The following is a 19,160-nucleotide window of genomic DNA, read 5'->3' as shown; positions in this document are numbered from 1 at the left end:
GATGAAAATTTTGCCCCATTGATAAAATTAAAATACCAGAATATCTAGCATACTAGTATGTTGAATAAGCATATTCTACGTCTAAAATTATTGTGCAATTAAATCCAATACGTAATTTTGATAACTCTTAAATAGATTTAGAAATAGCTTAAACTCAAGCCGCTCTTAAAAGCCTTAGCGTAAATCGCATGAAATGTAAGGAATCGATTTTAGTTTTTATATTCTTTTTTTTATCCTTATCAACTAATAGTCAGAGTATAGTATCCATAAGTGATATTTCAACGCAGATTGATCTCACCCCTTATTCGGCAGTTTTTGAAGATAGTATTTCTAAACTTACTTTTAAAGAAATTCAGCACAAAGACTTCAAGCCCACTGGAAAAAAAGATATTTTGATTCCTTTTTCAAAGCGTACATTCTGGTTCAGGATACAGCTCAAAAATACAAACCCTCAAAATACGCATTGGGTGATAAGGTGGAACAATCCCCTTGCCGAGAGCCTTGACTTTTATTTGCCTGATTCACAGGGCCGTTATGAGGTTCAGAAAAAAGGCACCCTTGTTTCGAAACCCGAGTTTTTTTATGGTAGTATGAATCCTCATACAAGTTTTGAGCTTGCTCCTCAAAGCCAAAAGACCATTTTTATCCGCGTTCAAAGTCAACGGAGTCATTATGCCCAGATTGAATTATATACTTACTCCCAATATATCAGCACCCAAGGAACTGAACTCCAACGCAATGGTTTCTTGCATGGTATTATCCTTCTTCGGCTTTTTTATGTACTGTTATTGGTGTTTTTTGTCGTCAAAGATGTTACTTTTCGTTACTATTCTTACTTCTTAATTTTAAGAACCTTCGCCTTCTGGGGTATCAACAGCCTCTTGGGAGTATTTTTCACCCAACCTGGGTCTACCGCTACTATCATCAATTTTATGTCTTATCATATCATGCCAATTGGATACATATGGGTGGTTCAGTCCATATTACCCTATCCAAGTAAGCTCAGACCTGTCAGATTACTCTTAAATATCATCATCGGAATTACGCTTATCCTTGCACTTTGCATCATTTTTAATTATCAGTGGTATTGGTTAGAAATCTCCTCCTATCTGTCTATTTTTTGTTGGCTTGTGGTCGTTGGGCTATATATTGCTGCGGGTATCCATTCAGCCAAAATCGACTGGAGCTATTCTACCCCTTTTTTGTTGGGTATCAGTAGCTATATTCTGATTCAAATTAGCTTGGTTACGCAAATCCAAATTCCTTTCAAGTACACCTTTGCTTACATAATGTATGTTATCGAGATTTTTGTGTTTGGCCTTTTTTTAGGAAAAATAATTCACAATTCTCAACAAGCGCAATCAGATACCGAAAGAGAGCTGTCGTATAAACAACAGCAAGCCAACTATCTGAAAGAGCTAGACATCCTCAAAACCAATTTTTTCACCAACATTTCGCACGAATTTCGTACTCCACTTACCCTTATTATCAGTCCTATTCAGGAATTAAAAAAGAAGTTTCCTAGCCTCGAAAGCCTCTGGCTCATCGAACGAAACGCCCAACGTCTGCTGTCTCTTATCAATCAACTGCTAGACATCAGTAAACTGGAGGCCAAAGCAATGGCCGTTGACTTGCAAGCGGGAGACTTAGCAAAGTTTACTCAATCTCTGGCGACTTCTTTTCAATCTTTGGCCAAAAACCGGCAGATTCAGTTTGAGATTTTCCAAAACCAAACCAATGCAAACGTCTATTTTGACCCCGATAAGTTTGAAAAAATCATTTTCAATTTGCTTTCCAATGCCTTTAAATTTACCCCCGATGGAGGCAATATTTCACTCGGCGTTTATTATAGTGAAGCTTTTGACCAAGTAAAAATTATCGTCAAAGACAGCGGTATCGGTATGCCTGACCAAAAACTAGAGAAAATTTTTGACCGCTTTTTTCAAGTCGATAGTGCCACCCAATACAACTATGAAGGTACAGGTATCGGCCTTACTTTGGTCAAGGAGCTCGTGAATTTGCTACAAGGTTCAATCCATGTCACAAGTCAACAAAATCTAGGTACTACTTTTAGTATCATTTTGCCATTGCAGCCAGCTGATAAAAAGGCGGCAACAATTCTGCTGGATTTTCAAAAAGAGGTTCCTATTGTCTCGCCTCCCGTCACTGATAAAACACTAGTCAACAACCAGCCTCAAAAGCTCTCCTCCGAAGAAGTACTGCTGATTGTGGAAGACGATGAAGATTTGAGGAATTATATCCGAGAGATTTTTGAGAATGATTATCAAATCATTGAAGCTGGAGATGGCATAGAGGGGTTCGAAAAAGCAACCACCGATATCCCCGACATCATCATCAGTGACCTGATGATGCCGCGTATGGACGGGTTTGAGCTTTGCAAATACCTCAAATCTTCCGTCAAAACCAGCCATATTCCTATCATATTACTAACAGGCAAAACAACCCTTGAGAATAAACTTCAAGGTTTAGGACTTGGTGCTGATGATTATCTTATCAAGCCTTTCAATGCCGCTGAGCTAAAAATACGCGTGCAAAATCTGGTTAATATTAGAGAAAATCTCAAACAATACTACTTACAGACCGCCACTACTACGCCATCTGCTTTAGAGGCAAGTTTATCTTTAGAAGAGGTATTTATCCAGAAGATCAAAATCATTCTTGATAAAAACCTTTCTGATAGTGCTTTTGGCGTAGAGCAGTTGGCCGCTGCCGCTAATCTAAGCCCTTCTCAATTGCTACGAAAACTCAAAGCCCTTACCAATCTCACCACCGTAGAATTTATCCGCGTGTATCGTCTAGAAAAAGCAGCGATTTTGTTAAAGCAAAAAAATGTTACTGTTTCTGAAGTCGCTTACCAAACGGGCTTTGAGAATCTTTCTTACTTCACCAAAGTATTTCAGGAACGATACCATGTATTACCTTCAGAGTATTAGTGTTAGGAGGCTTCATAGTTATGATTTCATAGTTTTTTTGTCAAAGTGCTGGATTTGTGGTAAAGAATGCTGGATTTGTGTTAACCCTTTTTTTATGTAAACTCACACATTTGTGATGCTTTATCGCACAAAAAGGCTGCTTGCTTCTTTGCACTTATCGATGAGTGTAAAGTTTGCCTGTCTTGTATTACTCAATCCTTGTTTTACCAAATACGATTCACTGAAAATCAAATGCTCAACCCATGAAAAAAAAATTTATCCCCCATTTCTTCAAGTCTGCTTTTAGGTCATTTATGAGTGGCTTTTTAAGTTTGATGATGTTTAGTAGTACGTTTGCGGCTACCTATACCTGGGACAATGCCAACAATACCTTGCTTATTTCGCTATCTACCGATGAAAGTATCTCCATTAGTAAAAGTGGAGCAAATACCTCCTTTACGCTTAATAGTGGCATATTTACCCAATCGGGCGGAGATATTGCCACTGGTAGTGGTACAAGCACAATTACAATTGCAGATGCCGATTTAGTGTCATCCTTGACAATCGACAATGTTTCTATCAGTAGTGGTACAAACAATGTCACATTCAGTGGCAGTGGAAGTCTTTCTTCTGCTACAATCAATATCAATATTGCCCAAGCAGGCGCCTCTAGTACCATTAGTGCTTCTGCCACGTTTAGTCTGATTGCTACCGAATTAGCTTTTCAGGCTACAGCGGGTGTGGGAAGCGCCTCCTTCCCAATCAATACTGAAATCGGTAAATTAGAAGGCTCTACCACCAACGGTGGAATATTTGTTTCCAACACGGGTGACTTAACACTTGGCGGTACGAACGGTAGCCTAAGTGGAGTAACGGCAACAGGTACTTCCGGAATAATTCACATTGTGACAAGCGGTACGATGCGAGTCATAGAACAAGTGAAGGGTTCGGGCAATGTAACACTCCAGACTACTGGCACTTCCTCAGACCTTATCGCCGAGCACGGGGCTATAAACGGGATTCAGGCAGCAGGTGGGTTGATGACCGTGAACGCGGGACGTGACCTTATTTTGGGTGCTGTAAACGGATTCGGAGATGTGAGGGGACAGAGTCTAGCTGCTCTAGCTGACCGTGACATTGTCATATCTGCTACTACATATGTACAAAGTGACGGCGGAAGCTTATCAGCCACGGCAGGTAGAGATTTTAAAATCCTTCAAACCAACGGAGGAGGCTCCGTTTTTAATAACAATGCCGGCAATGCTCCCGTTACGATTTCAACTGGGGCCGATGGAACGCTTGTTTTAGATCAAGGCTCTAACGGCGGAATCTCAGCAAATAGTGGAACAATCACCATCAATGCAGATAATATTTCTTTGCTTTCTGGTGGAATAGGAACCAGCTCTACCGTCACCTTAGCCCCCGTTACTCCTGCTCGCTCAATCTCTCTAGGTACCGAAACTAGCGGACAATTAAGTCTAACTGATACTGAGCTAGACCTTGTAAGTGGCGGCACATTGGTCATTGGCACAGCTAATAGCGGTACTATCAACGTCGAAGCCGACATTTCGCGGACTAATGCCACCGCAATGCAGTTGATTAGCAATGGTGATATTAGAATCAACGGCGGAGGTATCAATACAGGCGGAGGTACATTGCTTCTTGATTCAGGCACTTCGCCGGCGGCGGTAAAACCTACTTTTACGGGTACTGACATTACAAGCAGTACACTTTCGTTTAGTAGTGACGTCGCCATTGTACTCAACGGCACTACACCTGGGAATGGTACAGGAAGCTCATATACCCAACTGACGGTGTCAGGAGGGATTAATTTAAGCGGAGCCACGCTCGCGCTGAGTGGTACTTATGTCCCCGTATTAGGACAGACGTTTAAGATTGTTGATAATGAAAATACAGGCGGTATTACTGGTACTTTTATTGGCCTCGCCGAAGGGGCAACTATCAGCAATTTTCTAGGAAGTAATTTTTCTGCTTCTATATCATACATAGGCGGCGATGGAAATGATGTGGTCATTACGGTAGTATGCAGTGCCTTTAGCGCACCTACGGCATCAGTTACTACCCAACCTACTTGTGCCATTCAAACCGGAACCATTACCATTACTGCCCCAACGGGTAGTAATATTGAATATAGCGTAAACGGTACTGATTATCAAACACAAACTACCTTTAATGAATTAGAATCCAGTACCTATTCCATAACTGCCAAAAACACACAAACAGGGTGCATTTCAGAAGCATTAAGTCTAACAATCAACCCTGTGCCCACTGCTCCCACCATTTCGGGGGCAAATTTGACGCAGCCTACTTGTATCACCAACACGGGTACCGCCGTCGTTAATGCTTCTGGTACAGGTACACTTGAGTATTCTAAAGACGGGACCAACTGGCAAGAAAGCAACACTTTCAGCAACCTTACCGCAGGAAATTATACCTTCCAAGTGAGATTGCAGAACAGTACGACTTGTTCGGCTTCTTCGCAACAGCAAACAATCAACGCAGTACCAAATGCGCCAACCATTTCAAATGTGGATTTGACGCAGCCTACTTGTGCCACTAACACTGGTACAGCCGTTGTCAACGCCACTGGAACAGGCACTTTGGAATACTCTAAAGACGGGACCAACTGGCAAGAAAGCAACACTTTCAGCAACCTTACCGCAGGAAATTACACCTTCCAAGTGAGATTGCAGACCAGTACGACTTGTTCGGCTTCTTCGCAACAGCAAACAATCAACCCTGTGCCCACTGCTCCAACCATTTCTGGGGTAGATTTGACGCAGCCTACTTGTGCTACTAACACGGGTACAGCCGTCGTTAATGCTTCTGGTACAGGTACACTTGAGTATTCTAAAGACGGGACCAACTGGCAAGAAAGCAACACTTTCAGCAACCTTCCCGCAGGAAATTATACCTTCCAAGTGCGTTTGCAGAATAACATCACTTGCTCGGCTTCTTCACAGCAGCAAACCATTAACACAACTCCCACATCACTGACCGTATTTAATTTGCAAGGAGGAACCACTCTATGTGCTAATAGTTCTGGTAACACACCTGCCGCTGCCATCGTTCTCAATGGCTCGCAAGTCGGAGTATTTTACCAACTCAAAAAAGACAACCAAAACTTCCGCGAACCTATCTCTGGTACAGGCAGCAACCTCGTATTTTCCAACATTACCGAAGCTGGTACGTACACAGTCGAAGCGTTTGTAGAAGGAGGAGCTTGCTTGACCAATATGAATGGAACCGCTACAATCTACCTCGGACAGAGCCCTAATGTCTTTGCTCTCACTGGGGGTGGAAGTTATTGCAACGGCGGCAATGGCGTGGCGATTGGTCTATCTGGCTCGCAAGAAGGATTCGTCTACCAACTTCGACGCAGCAATACCAACATAGGCACTCCAATCTCAGGCACTGGCAATGCCATTAGTTTTGGAAATCAAACTGCCGCAGGTTCCTATACCGTCGTAGCCACTCAAGCTACTTCGTCTTGTAACAGAAACATGAGTGGCTCTAAAACTGTCACTGTCACTAATTGTAATGCCAGAGTGGCTAATGCCGAAAATAGCAATATTGAAAGTACGGAACTCCAAGACTGGGCCACTATCGCTCCTAACCCTGTGGTAAATTCTTTTGCTACAGTTCTGATAAAAGAGCAAGCCAATCAAGCTATTCAATGGCAACTCATTGACTTGAAGGGCAATATTTTGAAACAAAACACTTTCGAAATCACCTCTGCTCACCACCGTCAAGAAATTCCTTTGGGAAATACCCTTATTGGGACTTATTTTTTAAAGCTTAATAAAGGCAGTCGAAGTATTACCCTGAAAGTTGTTAAAGTAGATTAGTCATTCCCCCCTAAGCATCTTCATCGCTTAGGGGGGATATTTTTATTCACCAAAATCACTTTTGTTTTTTTAGTTCTTCTTGCCAGTTGATTCCCAAAAAACTAAAAGCATGGTGAGTTCCACCAACAGTGTGATGCGTGATTTCATCGGCAAAATCAAGTCCTTTTTCACCATTAGCCAAATAAACCATCCCTTCCTTTTTGGTCAGATTTACCATGTAAAAGGCTTTAAAGTCCCCATTATCCCCCCAATGCCACAAATAAGTCCCTTCGGGTAGTTTTTCCACACCCATTCCTAATCCCCAAAAAGATTGGGGGACAATTTCTCCTCCCGAAAAACGCTTTGGTAGCGGTGTTTGAGGGCCAAGCATTTCGGTGAGCGTGGCTTGGTTTAGTCCTTTTGAGCCGAGTAAGGCTTCTAAAAAAAGTGCATAGTCGGCCGCAGTAGTATGAAGAGAATAAGCCATGTTGGCTTGTGTAGGTTTGTATTTTTGCCCAATCGCTTTTTTGTCATCATGAGGAAAAGCAAAATCGGATTCAAAATCCGCTTTCCAAACAAAACCACTATGGTTCATTTTAAGAGGCTTAAGAACCTGTTGCTCCATCCAATCATTGATGGGCATCCCTGTGATTTTTTCAACTACTTTTTGTAAATACACGAAGCCCTCCCCCGAATACCCAAACCTTTCACCCGGCGTAAATGACATATCTACCCGAGGTTTTTGTCGATTACGTCGCCAATTAGGAAGCCCCGAACGATGACTCAATACCAGCCGCGCAGTGATTTGCTTATACCGCCTATCAAAAGCGGCATCAGCATAAGGCAAATATTGATAAAGAGGCTTGTCTAAATCGATTTTTCCTGCTTCTACAAGTTGCATTACGGCATAGGCAAAAATCGGTTTGGTAAGCGAGGCCGCCTCAAAAACGGTATTGACATCCACTTTTTGTGAAGAATCTGCCTTAGTCAATCCGTACATTTTAAGAGAAATAGGTTGGTTGGGACGAAGTAGCGCAAGCGATAAACCTGGCACTTTCGCCTGAGTCATCATTTGTTGGATAAGGGTATCTAAGTGATTGGGAGAGAGTACCTGTTGTGCATGAATTTGCAAACAAAACCCTCCCAACCACATCATCAAACTAAAAGCATATCGGTTCATAGAGCAATCCTTTTTTAGCGTTGCTGCAATTTACCAAATCAGCCTATTTAAAATCAAAGATTTTTTCTTACCGTTACCTTGCTGGGCTATGTTACAAGCATAAATCGTATTTTTTTTGATCAAGCCATACAATGCCCTTGTCCCATTTAGATTAGAAAGTAGGAGATTCTCTGGCATTTGATGTGTATAAAAGGTAATACAATTGTAAGACTGTCAAAAATCAGAGAAGCTATTACAGCGCAGACATGGATAGGGTAATTTTCGCCACAGCCGTTTACAAGATTACATTAAGCCCTCCCGATGAAAAACAAAGCAATTTGCCGCGTTTGACGACATTGAGCAATCCAAATACGTATAAGGATGTCATTATTATGACCAACCAACTCCAAGCCAAACTTGCCCGTACCAAAAGAGAAGAGTTTTTACATTTGTTTTCGTCGCGTCGTTAGCAAAAAAAAGCCGTACCTCAAGCGAAGTACGGCTTTCCGACGTTTTCTTAACCTAAACTAAATTTTTCAATGCTTTTGATTCTTCTTTGATCTTGTTGATACTCTGAGTTTGTCAAAAAGTTACATCATTGTAATTTTTAAATTTATAGACAAACATTTCTAATCAATACAAAAGCACTATTGCTGCCCTGAATTGGCACGGTTGCGTAAGTCTTCTGTACTCGTGCTACGCTGACGCGCGGCTTTCACATTTTGGTTGCCAAAACGATACGTAAACGAAACTCTCACCTGACGACTCTCCCAACGAGAATTGATTTTGAAATCTAAATCTTGATACTTCACCGTTCCTGCAAATCGATTCAAGAAAAAGATGTCATTGACGTTGATTCTTAGTGAAGCCTTACGATTCCAGAGGGATTTGGCAAAGCCTGCACTTATCTGACCTTGTGCTCTGGCAAGCAAAAGATTGTATTGGGTAGGCGAATTCCAGAATCCACTTACTTCTGCGGTATAGCCTTTGGGTAAGGTAAAATTGTTCATCACAAATACACTAGCTCCAAACTGTCCCAAGTCCAAATCGGCCCCATAATAGAAAGAACGATACCGATTATAGAACGCGCTGATGTTGTTTTGCATTGTCCACCATTTATTTATCGGGATGGGCAAGCTCACTGTTAGATTATAACTATCCTGATGATCAAGGTTTTCGGTCGTCACATACGTTTTATTCTCTTCTGGGATTTGTTTGGGGATTTGGTTAGCAATCACATCATTGATGCGGCTATATCCCAACGTAGTCGAAAAAGCGCCTTTGAATACGTGTGTCACTTGGAAAGAGTTTGTAAACTGTGGCCGCAAATTAGGATTGCCTTGCTCAAAAGTAAGCGGGTCTAAAAAGAACTGAAACGGATTCAAGTTGCGGTAATTGGGGCGGTCGATACGACGGCTATACGAGATATTCAAGACGTTGTTGGTATCCAAAGTACGTGATACAAACACACTTGGGAACAAATTGACATAGTCGCGCGTCACGATATTATTCAATGTTACGGAGTTACCTTCAGAGTGTGTATGCTCTGCCCTTAGTCCCACTTGCAGCTCTGTCTTTTTGTTGAGCTTGGTGCTATAGTTGGCATAGGCCGCGTTGATATTTTCTTTGTATTTGAAACGATTTGAGCGCGTAGGGTCTAATATCCACTGATTATCTACTTGGTTTTCAAACCTCATATCGTTGTCAGAATTGACCAAACTACTTTTGGCCCCCGCTTCAAACTTTCCGTTTTTCAAAGGTTGAATATAATCTACCTTAGCCGCTGCGATGCCGATAGTCGAAGGCATGATATTACGTACAATGTCTTTACTTGTTATTGCTCCAGCAGGTGTAAAGTAAGTAGTGTTGAGGTCGTTACCAGAGTTTCCGGTGAAGAAAGAATAATCTACGTCGGCGGTCAATTCACGTCCTTTGCCAAAATCATGTTTCAAATTGAAATTGCCTGTATAATTATCCAATCGATTATAGTTGTAGGCATCCGTTTCAAAGCGGCTTGTGAGCGTTCGGGTTTTGTCATAAAAATCAGTACTCGAAATACCATTCATCCGAAACTGATTCAAGAAACCACTCGCCAACACACCAAGCGTTGTTTTTTTACTTACAAAAAAGTCCATACCTGCTCTAAAGCTCAAGTTTTGGGGATTGCCAACGCGAGGGCTGTTTTGATCTAAATACGTAATTTGGTCTTTGTAAGCAATGGTGCGGTCGATGTCTTGGGTATTGCGAAAACGTCCATGAAATACACTCACATTTCCAAATGAATTGATTTTAGCGTTGCGGTGATTGAGTCCAATCGAGGCATTTAGTTTTTCGTAATAGCCATAGCCGGCACCTAAAGTATAATTTCCATTAGTCCCAAAGTTTTTGTTTTTCTTCAAGACAATATTTATCAACCCTGTATTACCTGCGGCATCGTATTTGGCTGGAGGATTGGTGATAAGTTCGATTTTCTCCACATTGTCGCTGGGCATTGATTGGAGCATATTCATCAAATCCTGCATGGAAATTTGTTGCAGTTTACCATCAATCATCACCATCACCCCTTGACGTCCCTTAAGCTGAAGGCGGTCGTTTTGGCGGTCGATAGTGACACCTGGTGCTTTTTCCAAGATTTCGAGGGCAGTTCCACCCGCCGACACGATGCTATTTTCGACATTCACGACCATACGGTCGATTTGCTGCTCCACAAAAGGCTTTTTGGTCACCACCTTTACTTCCTCTAATGTTTGGGAGTTTTCTAATACCTTCAGTACGGGCATTTTTATATCGGTAGCTTGGGCAGTGATTTCAAAAGGAGAAGAATACGTTTTTTGAAATCCCATCATCGAAGCCGCTATCAAGTAGCGACCGCCGCTTACATTTTCGATTTCATAATTTCCACTCTCACTCGTGATAGCGCCTTTCACTAAGGTCGAATCAGTCGCTTTTAAAAGAAGGATTGTAGCAAATGAAAGCGGTTTTCCGTTGGGTTCTTGCGCCTCTCCCGACACTTTTCCCCGAATAGGGCTTTGAGCAAAAACGGACGAACAGAGCAGCAACGCTGCTGCAGCAAAACTTATAGAAGTTTTCATGGCTCTTGTTTTATGGCTGTTATTTAATTACCGCTTCAAAACTAATAGTACTTTGCTATACAAGCTACCTTTTTTTACATAAACGGTAAAATTATCTTGACAAACGGTTTTGGGAGAGAAGGCAGTTCATAAAGGAAAGGTAAAATGAAAGATTCGGTTATGAACTGCTTCTTATTTTGTTTAAAATGGCTGTTATTCCTCAACTATTGACTTTCTGCAAGCTGAACTTGGAAAGTCTGACTAGGTTCGCAAAAGTGACTTTCCAAGTTTCTCTCTACTCGCAAGCTAAGACTTGCAAAGTCGGGTACTGTTTTCAAAATGGCTGTTTGTATTAAAAATGTTGACTTTTCAAGTTTCTATCCACTCGCAAACTAAACTTGGAAAGTCTGACTAAGTTCGCAAAAGTGACTTTCCAAGTTGCTCTCTACTCGCAAGCTAAACTTGGAAAGTCAGGTACTGTTTTCATTGTGGCTGCTAATTTCATACATAAGATGCAAGAAGGAAGCACAAGGTTGCATGAAGCGTCAAAAAAAATTGTTGAGATGCAAAAATTGGTTTCCCATTTGTGTTTCTTTTTACTTTGTGCTTTGTTTGATTACTCTCTATGTCACTGCCTTATTATATTGATATGATTGGCGTTTTGGTATTTGCCATCTCGGGAGCTTTGGCAGCTGCCGACAAAAAAATGTACCAAGATATCTTCGGAGTTTTCTTTACGGGTTTTATTTCGGCGATTGGCGGTGGCACCCTGCGCGACGTTACTTTAGGTGTATATCCTTTGGCGTGGGTCAAAAATATCGACTATCTCGTTTTTATCACGTTGGGAGTGCTATTGACCGTTATTTTCAAGAAAGCAATCCTCAAACTTCACAAAGTAATTTTTTTCCTTGACACTATCGGTATTGGAGTTTATACCATACTTGGGGTTCAGAAATCACTTCAGCATGGTGTCAATCCTTTTGCGGCTATTATTTTGGGGATGATTTCGGCAGTGTTTGGAGGAGTCATTCGTGATACCCTTATCAATGAGTTGCCTCTTATTTTCCAAAAAGAAATTTATGCTACAGCCTGCATGGCCGGGGCTGTCGTATATGTTTTGCTCGATTATTACGGAATTCATACCGATTGGAATGCCATCGGATGCATTTTATTGATTATTATTGTCCGTTTGATTGCGGTCAAATACCAGCTTTCTTTGCCCAAGATTAACTTTTGATTACCCTAATGACGCCTTTATGAAAGAATCTTTATCCGCTTTGGACTATATTCGGCTCAACTTCTCCGCCGAAAGCTCCGCCACCGTCAACATCGCTTTGGCTCTGATGATGTTTGGGGTAGCCCTCGACATCAAGCCTTCTCATTTTCAGAGCCTTATCCAAAACCCTCGTCAGTTATTGGCAGGTGTACTGAGCCAAGCCGTGGTAATGCCTGCTGCTACTTTTTTGTTGGTCATGGCCCTAGGCGACCATATCACCGTGGGCGTCGCGTTAGGGATGATTTTGGTGGCGGCTTGTCCTGGAGGCAATATCTCTAATTTTATCACTTCCTTGGCCCGTGGCAATGTAGCCTTGGCCGTAAGTCTGACGGCAATCAGTACTATTATCGCCGTAGTGATGACGCCTTTCAATTTTACGTTTTGGGGCAATCTATACGCTCAAAGCAGCTCATTGGTACGTCCTCTTACGCTGGATTGGGTAGAATTACTGAAATCGGTGATGACTATCCTTGGGATTCCGATGTTGCTAGGTATGCTGTGTTCTATTTATCTTCCACGCGTCGCTCACTTGTTGCTCAAGCCTTTCAGAATACTTTCTTTGGTGTTTTTTACCGCTTTGGTAGTGATTGCTTTTACGCAAAACTTCGATATTTTCATCAATCACATCGGCTACGTATTTGTAGTGGTACTCATCCAAAATGCCTTGGCGTTGGCGATTGGCTATGGCATGGGAAGCGCCTTCGGGTTATCCATCCAAAACCGCCGTACCCTAAGCATCGAAACAGGTATTCATAACTCTGGTCTTGGCCTTGCTTTGCTTTTCAACCCCACCGTCTTTCCGCCTGATTTGCCCTTGGGTGGTATGGCTATCATTGCGGGCTGGTGGAGTATTTGGCATATTTTGTCGGGTACGGCTTTGGCTTTTTATTGGCAACGTAGTGGTCAAACCTCTTCACTTAATCCCCAACCCTGAATCTGAAAAAATCATCATCAATGTCGCACCGTAGTTTTTTTTACAGCCTTCTCAGAGCCTATGTCCGTTTTTGGCACAACCGTATTTTTTACCGTAAAGTTGAAATCAAAAATTTCCCAAAAAATATTTCGACCGATACGCCCTTATTGATTGTTACGAATCATCAAAATACCCTCATGGATGCCTTGGCGGTGGTCCTCAACGTAGGCAAAAGGCAACCTTATTTTTTGACGCGTGCCGATATTTTCAAAAAAGATTTTGTGCGCAAACTCCTCATGTCACTCAAAATGCTACCTGTCTATCGTCTTCGGGATGGTATGGATGAAATGAAGCAAAACGACGACATTTTTAATACTTGCGTCAACATTTTGAGTACAGGTGGTACCTTGGCGGCTTTCCCAGAAGGCAATCATGGCGTACAATACCATTTACGCTCTTTCAAAAAAGGGCTGGCGCGCATTGCATTTCAGGCCGAAACAGAGCACGATTGGCGGCTCAACCTCCAAATACTCCCTTGTGGGCTTTACTATACGCACTGCCAAAAAATGGGTGAACGCCTTGTACTCAATTTTGGAGAACCATTCAAACTTAGTGAATACCAAAATGCCTACCAAGAAAACCAACCTCGTACGCTTACGCAAGTGACCCGACGCATGTATGACTCCATACAAGCCTTGATGCTACACATCGACGATTTGCCACATCATGACGATTACAAGTGGCTTATAGACGTAGCTTCGGGCAAAGGGGGGGATTTGATGAACACGGTGCTTTCTACGCGAAAAGAGCTTGATGAATTGCGAAAAAATACGCCCGAAAAGTACACAGGTCAAATACAAGCCGCTCATCAGCAACGACTTCTGATGGAGCCTAAAAGCATTAGTCCCTTTACGGTAGGCAAAGGCAAACCTGCTATTTTTGTGTTGGTTTTAAAAACACTCCTTTTACTCATTAGCAGCCCCGTAGCCTTGTATGGCGTCATCAACAACGGTCTCCCCTATGCGCTTCCTTTTTTGATGACACGCAAATTAAAAGACCCTCAATTTTCGAGTGCTTTCCGGATTGTGCTATTCGCATTAGTGACTTTCCCGATTTTTTATCTGATACAAATCTCTATTATTGGTATTTTTACAGACGCCCAAACCACGCTGTTATATGCACTCTCACTTCCTATCAGTGGTTATCTTTCTCATCATTGGGCCAGAAAATGGAGCGAAACTATGCAGCAGTGGCAGCTATAAGTAATTATTAGGCTCCTTTACAAAGCAGAAAAAATTCAGCCGTCGGGAGTTAAATGCCCTCGGTTGTCAATATCATTCATCACCTTCAAAACTCCACCGCCGTGTCATTAGAAAATCTAATACAACAGGTTAATTTCATAAAAGAAATCGACAAATTAAAGTACATCCAACGCAAAACAAAATTGTTTAACAGCGACCGGTGTGAAAATGACGCCGAACATAGCTGGCATTTAGCAATGATGACCATTGTACTAGCCGAACATTCAAACACGACGATTGATGTTCTTAAAGTCTTAAAAATGGTCTTGATTCATGATATAGTGGAAATAGATGCGGGAGATACGTTTATTTATGATACCACAAAAAACCACTCTAATACTGAGCAAGAACTTATGGCGGCCAAAAGGATATTTGGTCTTTTACCAGCACCCCAAGCCGAAGAATTGATCGCCATTTGGCTAGAGTTTGAAGAGGGCATCAGCGATGAAGCCAAATTTGCCAGAGCAATGGACCGATTTGAGCCATTGCTTCAAAATACCTCCAACAATGGCGGGACTTGGGCCGAATTTAATGTAGACTACCAAAAAGTTTATGACAAGAAAAAAGTAATCAATCATGGCTCTACATCGCTCTGGAATTATGCCGAAGCCTTGATTAACGAAAGTGTAGAAAAGGGAATTTTAACAAAAAAAAGTGATCATTAGACCCTTTCAAATACTTATCCCAACCATTCTGTATTTCGTATTGAATCATTAACAAAAAAGGGAAACTTCATAGCTTCCCTTTTTTTAAAAGTCATTACCAAGACCCTGAAATTTTAGCCATTTCCAGTCTTATCTCCTTTTGCTACAAGACCGCGTTCGATACCATTGCCTTTCGCTACGAGGCCACGTTCAGTGCCATTACCTTTTGCTGCAAGACCACGTTCGGTGCCATTACCTTTGACAACTAGGCCACGTTCAAAACCTCCACTTTTAGCTAAAAGTGAAAAATCTAGAACAGATTCCAAATTGAAACCCTTGCCTTCAACTTGTCCCTGAGTAGTTACGTCAGAAACAGAATCACCATTTACATTTTTTGCGTTTACAACGCCCCCCAAAAGAAGAAGAACTCCTACCGCGACTGCTTTAAGTTGCTTTTTCATGTGCTTAATTTATTTAGCTGTTAATTAATTTATTGGTTGCGTAAAAAAAAAGAGCTCAGATTGGTTAGTATCTGAGCTCTTAAATATGAATAGTTTCTTGTACCTATTTATAAATTTCGCTCTATACAATGCACCTCCCACTCCTTGCCAATTAGTTGGTCAAGAAGGATTTGTGTAAAAAATGGGCGATGAAACATCATAAAACTGGTTATTTTGATTCTAAAAATGTAAAATTAAAAAACATATAAATCCCAAAAGGGATATTTTCATTTTTTGTTGGGCTAAATTTGCACCTTCAAAAGAAAACCCCTTGTAAGAATTTTCTTGCAAGGGGTTTGTCGGGATGGCAAGATTCGAACTTGCGACCTCCTGGTCCCAAACCAGGCGCGATGACCGGACTACGCTACATCCCGATGCTAGGCCAAAATTAGCAGCGGAGGGAGAGGGATTCGAACCCTCGGTACCCTTACGAGTACGGCAGTTTAGCAAACTGCTGGTTTCAGCCACTCACCCATCTCTCCGTTGATTTTGCTGCGTTTGGCTTAACGAGGTGCAAATATAGCTGAATTAATTTCTCTTTCGCAAGTTTTCAGGTCAAAAAAAGAACATTTTTTTTAAAATTTATTTTTCAACCAAATAGCTTTCAGACAGAAATTCCTCAATATCAGGCGTTGAGCGATAAAGCTGCTCGTAAGAATTTATTACAAAATAATGCTCCTGAAATCGGTCAATGTGAAAAGGTGTGGCCAAAATCGTCCGAACATCGAAAGGTAGCTTGGGGATTTTGTCGCTTAAACAGTACACACTCTCGCCCGCCGAAGACAAAATTCCTCCCCCATAAATTTTGAGTTGCCCTGCTTCCTCTATTAAACCAAACTCCACCGTGTACCAATACAACCGACTAATCTGGATAATGGCTTCGGGGAGATCAATAAAACGTAAAGCAATTCGACTCAAATCTTCGACAAAATCGCAAAAGGGCTGGTGAGTCAGCAAAGGTACATGCCCAAAAGTATCATGAAACATATCTGGCTCTTCGAGGTATTCCAATTGGGCGGGCGTGCGAAGCCACGTAGAAGCTGGAAACTTACGGTTAGAAAGCAATCTAAAAAAATCGGCCTGCGGAATCAATCCCGGCACTACTTCGACCTCCCAACCCGTCAACTGGCGCAGACGCGGATTGGTCTCGGTATTGAAATTAGGAATATGCTCCGCCACAAAACCTACCTTTTCGATGCCCTCTAAATACATGCGGCTAGCGATAGCAGGTAGCTGCGCCATCTGACGTTGAAAAAGCATTTGCCACATGGCTTGGTCTTCATGGGTGTATTTTTGATATGCCTGTTCCATGTCTGTTCTCGTTTTAGGAGTTTTACAACGTACCTCTCAACGCCTGTTCGCGCTCAATAGCCTCAAAAAGAGCTTTAAAATTGCCTTTACCAAAAGATTTTGCTCCTTTCCGCTGAATGATTTCAAAAAACAAAGTGGGGCGCGGCATGATAGGCTTCGTGAAGATTTGAAGCAGGTAGCCTTCATCATCTCTATCTACCAAAATCCCGAGTTGGCGTAGCGGCTCCAAATCTTCGTCGATATGGCCTACACGCTCCAGTAAATCGTCGTAATAAGTAGTAGGAACGTTCAAAAACTCTACGCCTCGCTCTTTCAATTCCGTTATGGTCTCGATGATATTGTCGGTCGCAACGGCGATGTGCTGCACGCCCGCTCCGCCATAAAAATCGAGGTACTCCTCCACTTGCGATTTTTTCTTGCCTTCGGCAGGTTCATTGATTGGAAATTTAATGCGCCCGTTGCCATTGCTCATGACTTTGCTCATTAAGGCCGTATAATCGGTCGAGATGTCTTTGTCATCAAACGAAACCAATTGATTGAAGCCCATTACATGCGCATAAAATTCCACCCAAGGAAGCATCTCGTTCCAGCCCACATTGCCTACCATATGATCTACGTACTTAAGACCTACGTCGGTGGGCTGATAGGCAGGCTTCCAAGCCTGAAAACCTGGTAAAAAAACGCCTTCATATTCATTTCGTTCTACAAACACGTGCACGGTATCGCCGTAGGTATGAATCCCCGACCGAATGACTTTTCCCCATTGGTCTTCCTCTAATACTGGTTCAAAATAAGGTTTAGCGCCCCGCTCTACAGTGGTGTGGTAAGCATACTCAGCATCATCTACCCAAAGCGCTACGACTTTTACGCCATCGCCGTGGGTATCGATGTGCTTTCCAATTTCGGTTCCGCCTTTCAAAGGTGAAGTCAATACCAAACGAATCTTGCCTTGTTGTACCACATAAGACTCGCGGTCGCGAAGCCCCGTCTGCAATCCTGCGTAAGCCAAGGGCTGAAATCCAAAAGCTGTCTGAAAATAATGCGCCGCCTGCTTGGCATTGCCCACATAAAGTTCGATATAATCTGTTCCATTCAAAGGCAAAAAGTCTTCTTCTTGAACTTTTGAAGGGGCTATTTCGGTGATGAATGTTTCCATAATATCCATTTTTGAGATTGATAACTAATCCAAATTCCTCTATCGAATCTAGGTAAGGATTGTTGATGAAGTGCAAAACATTTAATTGTTTTACTAATTATTAATTTACTTACAATTTTAAAGACAATATTTTATTTAGACAAGTTTTTATCAAAAAAATGTAACCATTGAAAACCTTCAGCCCAAGAAAAGGGCTTAAATTGCGTCATATTCATCGCCTTTTTGTCGTATACCATGAAAATTGCAGTATTTGCTTTGTACCTTATTGTCAGCTCTACCCTTCTCCACGCTCAGATTGATTTCAAAACGCCCTTTAAAGAATGTGAGCTAGAAGGCAGTATTTCGATTTATGACTATCAAAACAAAAAATGGCACCTCAGCAACGCCGTCGATGCCTATAAGGAAACGCTACCTGCTTCTACCTTCAAAATCATCAACTTACTTATTGCGTTGGAAACCAAAGTCATCAAAGACGAAAACGTGGTAGTCAAATGGGTAGGACATACCGACACCACTTTGTATGGATACCGTCCCGAAATCTATCATGACATGACCGTCAAAGAAGCTTTTGAAGTTTCGGCGGGCTGGGTATTTATCGAATTAGCTAAGAAAATCGGGAAGGAGCGTTACAAAGCTTTTTTGAAAGCTGCTCAGTATAGCAATCTCAATTTATCGCAAAAAGGAGACGATTTTTGGAATTTTGGCGGTTTTGGGATTTCACCCATAGAACAAGTTAAATTTTTGGTGCGGGTCTATGAAGAGAAAGTACCTTTCTCAAAGCGAAATATTGAGATTCTTAAACGAGTAATGGTAGTTGAACAAAAAGCAAATTATACCATCCGAGCCAAAACAGGCTGGACTCGCTACGGAGATAAAGATACAGGCTGGTGGGTAGGCTATGTAGAACGCAAAAACAATGTGTATTTTTTTGCCACTCGCCTCATCAAAGACCTCAAAACTCCTAATCCGCGTTTTGGTCAATGCCGCAAAGACATTACCAAAGCCATTCTGACGCAATTGAAAGCCTTTGAGTAAGTTTTCAAATACT

At 41.9% G+C, this 19,160-nt stretch carries 13 protein-coding genes and 2 tRNA genes; 8 read left to right on the top strand and 7 right to left on the bottom strand.

Annotation, left to right across the window (positions count from 1 at the left end; translation table 11 throughout):
• Nucleotides 1-188: 188 nt before the first annotated feature.
• Both G563_RS37425 and G563_RS0132305 read left to right on the top strand, forming a co-directional pair.
• On the top strand, nt 189-2,954 hold the full coding sequence (locus tag G563_RS37425) for an ATP-binding protein (RefSeq protein WP_051211343.1): 2,766 nt from the start codon (nt 189-191) through the stop codon (nt 2,952-2,954).
• 242 nt (nt 2,955-3,196) lie between these two features.
• The gene (locus G563_RS0132305; protein ID WP_084651029.1) at nt 3,197-6,802 is read left to right on the top strand and encodes a T9SS type A sorting domain-containing protein; all 3,606 of its coding nucleotides are present in this window, start codon (nt 3,197-3,199) and stop codon (nt 6,800-6,802) included.
• 55 nt (nt 6,803-6,857) lie between these two features.
• Here the strand turns inward: G563_RS0132305 and G563_RS36460 are convergent, their stop codons facing one another.
• Entirely contained in the window at nt 6,858-7,961 is a 1,104-nt protein-coding gene (locus G563_RS36460; protein WP_051211342.1) for a serine hydrolase domain-containing protein, read from the bottom strand.
• A 245-nt stretch (nt 7,962-8,206) separates the two neighbouring features.
• Between G563_RS36460 and G563_RS0132295 the strand changes: the two genes are divergently transcribed.
• Nucleotides 8,207-8,410, top strand: coding sequence for a hypothetical protein (locus G563_RS0132295; protein WP_028668978.1), 204 nt, complete (start codon nt 8,207-8,209; stop codon nt 8,408-8,410).
• Between the two features lie 177 nt (nt 8,411-8,587).
• On the opposite strand, the gene G563_RS0132290 is transcribed toward G563_RS0132295, so the two are convergent.
• Nucleotides 8,588-11,032 (bottom strand): TonB-dependent receptor, encoded by a 2,445-nt coding sequence (locus G563_RS0132290; protein WP_028668977.1) that lies wholly within the window; start codon nt 11,030-11,032, stop codon nt 8,588-8,590.
• Between the two features lie 604 nt (nt 11,033-11,636).
• Between G563_RS0132290 and G563_RS0132280 the strand changes: the two genes are divergently transcribed.
• From G563_RS0132280 to G563_RS0132265, 4 genes are read left to right on the top strand one after another with little or no spacing between them, the layout of a single operon-like run.
• The gene (locus tag G563_RS0132280) at nt 11,637-12,248 is read left to right on the top strand and encodes a trimeric intracellular cation channel family protein (RefSeq protein WP_028668975.1); all 612 of its coding nucleotides are present in this window, start codon (nt 11,637-11,639) and stop codon (nt 12,246-12,248) included.
• A gap of 19 nt (nt 12,249-12,267) precedes the next feature.
• Entirely contained in the window at nt 12,268-13,221 is a 954-nt protein-coding gene (locus G563_RS0132275; RefSeq protein ID WP_028668974.1) for a bile acid:sodium symporter family protein, read from the top strand.
• A gap of 20 nt (nt 13,222-13,241) precedes the next feature.
• Nucleotides 13,242-14,462: a 1-acyl-sn-glycerol-3-phosphate acyltransferase gene (locus tag G563_RS37420; RefSeq protein WP_051211341.1), complete on the top strand. Its 1,221-nt coding sequence runs from the start codon at nt 13,242-13,244 to the stop codon at nt 14,460-14,462.
• Nucleotides 14,463-14,515: 53 nt separating this feature from the next.
• Nucleotides 14,516-15,166, top strand: coding sequence for an HD domain-containing protein (locus G563_RS0132265; RefSeq protein WP_051211340.1), 651 nt, complete (start codon nt 14,516-14,518; stop codon nt 15,164-15,166).
• A gap of 113 nt (nt 15,167-15,279) precedes the next feature.
• Here the strand turns inward: G563_RS0132265 and G563_RS0132260 are convergent, their stop codons facing one another.
• From G563_RS0132260 to hppD, 5 genes are all read right to left on the bottom strand, one after another.
• Nucleotides 15,280-15,606 (bottom strand): hypothetical protein, encoded by a 327-nt coding sequence (locus tag G563_RS0132260; protein WP_028668972.1) that lies wholly within the window; start codon nt 15,604-15,606, stop codon nt 15,280-15,282.
• Nucleotides 15,607-15,944: 338 nt separating this feature from the next.
• Nucleotides 15,945-16,019 (bottom strand) — tRNA-Pro (locus G563_RS0132255).
• A 21-nt stretch (nt 16,020-16,040) separates the two neighbouring features.
• A tRNA-Ser gene (locus G563_RS0132250) sits at nt 16,041-16,127 on the bottom strand.
• A gap of 100 nt (nt 16,128-16,227) precedes the next feature.
• A complete protein-coding gene (gene phhA, locus G563_RS0132245) occupies nt 16,228-16,956 on the bottom strand; it encodes a phenylalanine 4-monooxygenase (protein WP_028668971.1) in 729 nt (242 codons plus the stop codon).
• Nucleotides 16,957-16,978: 22 nt separating this feature from the next.
• Complete coding sequence (gene hppD / locus G563_RS0132240; protein WP_028668970.1) at nt 16,979-18,112, bottom strand: 4-hydroxyphenylpyruvate dioxygenase; 1,134 nt, start codon at nt 18,110-18,112, stop codon at nt 16,979-16,981.
• Between the two features lie 234 nt (nt 18,113-18,346).
• Here hppD and G563_RS0132230 point away from each other — a divergent pair, with 234 nt between their 5' ends.
• The gene (locus tag G563_RS0132230; protein WP_028668969.1) at nt 18,347-19,147 is read left to right on the top strand and encodes a penicillin-binding transpeptidase domain-containing protein; all 801 of its coding nucleotides are present in this window, start codon (nt 18,347-18,349) and stop codon (nt 19,145-19,147) included.
• Nucleotides 19,148-19,160 lie beyond the last annotated feature (13 nt).

This window comes from Runella zeae DSM 19591 (genome assembly GCF_000423565.1).
GTDB lineage: Bacteria > Bacteroidota > Bacteroidia > Cytophagales > Spirosomataceae > Runella > Runella zeae.
Note: the sequence above shows the minus strand (reverse complement) of the source record. Positions and strands in the feature narration are given on the sequence as shown.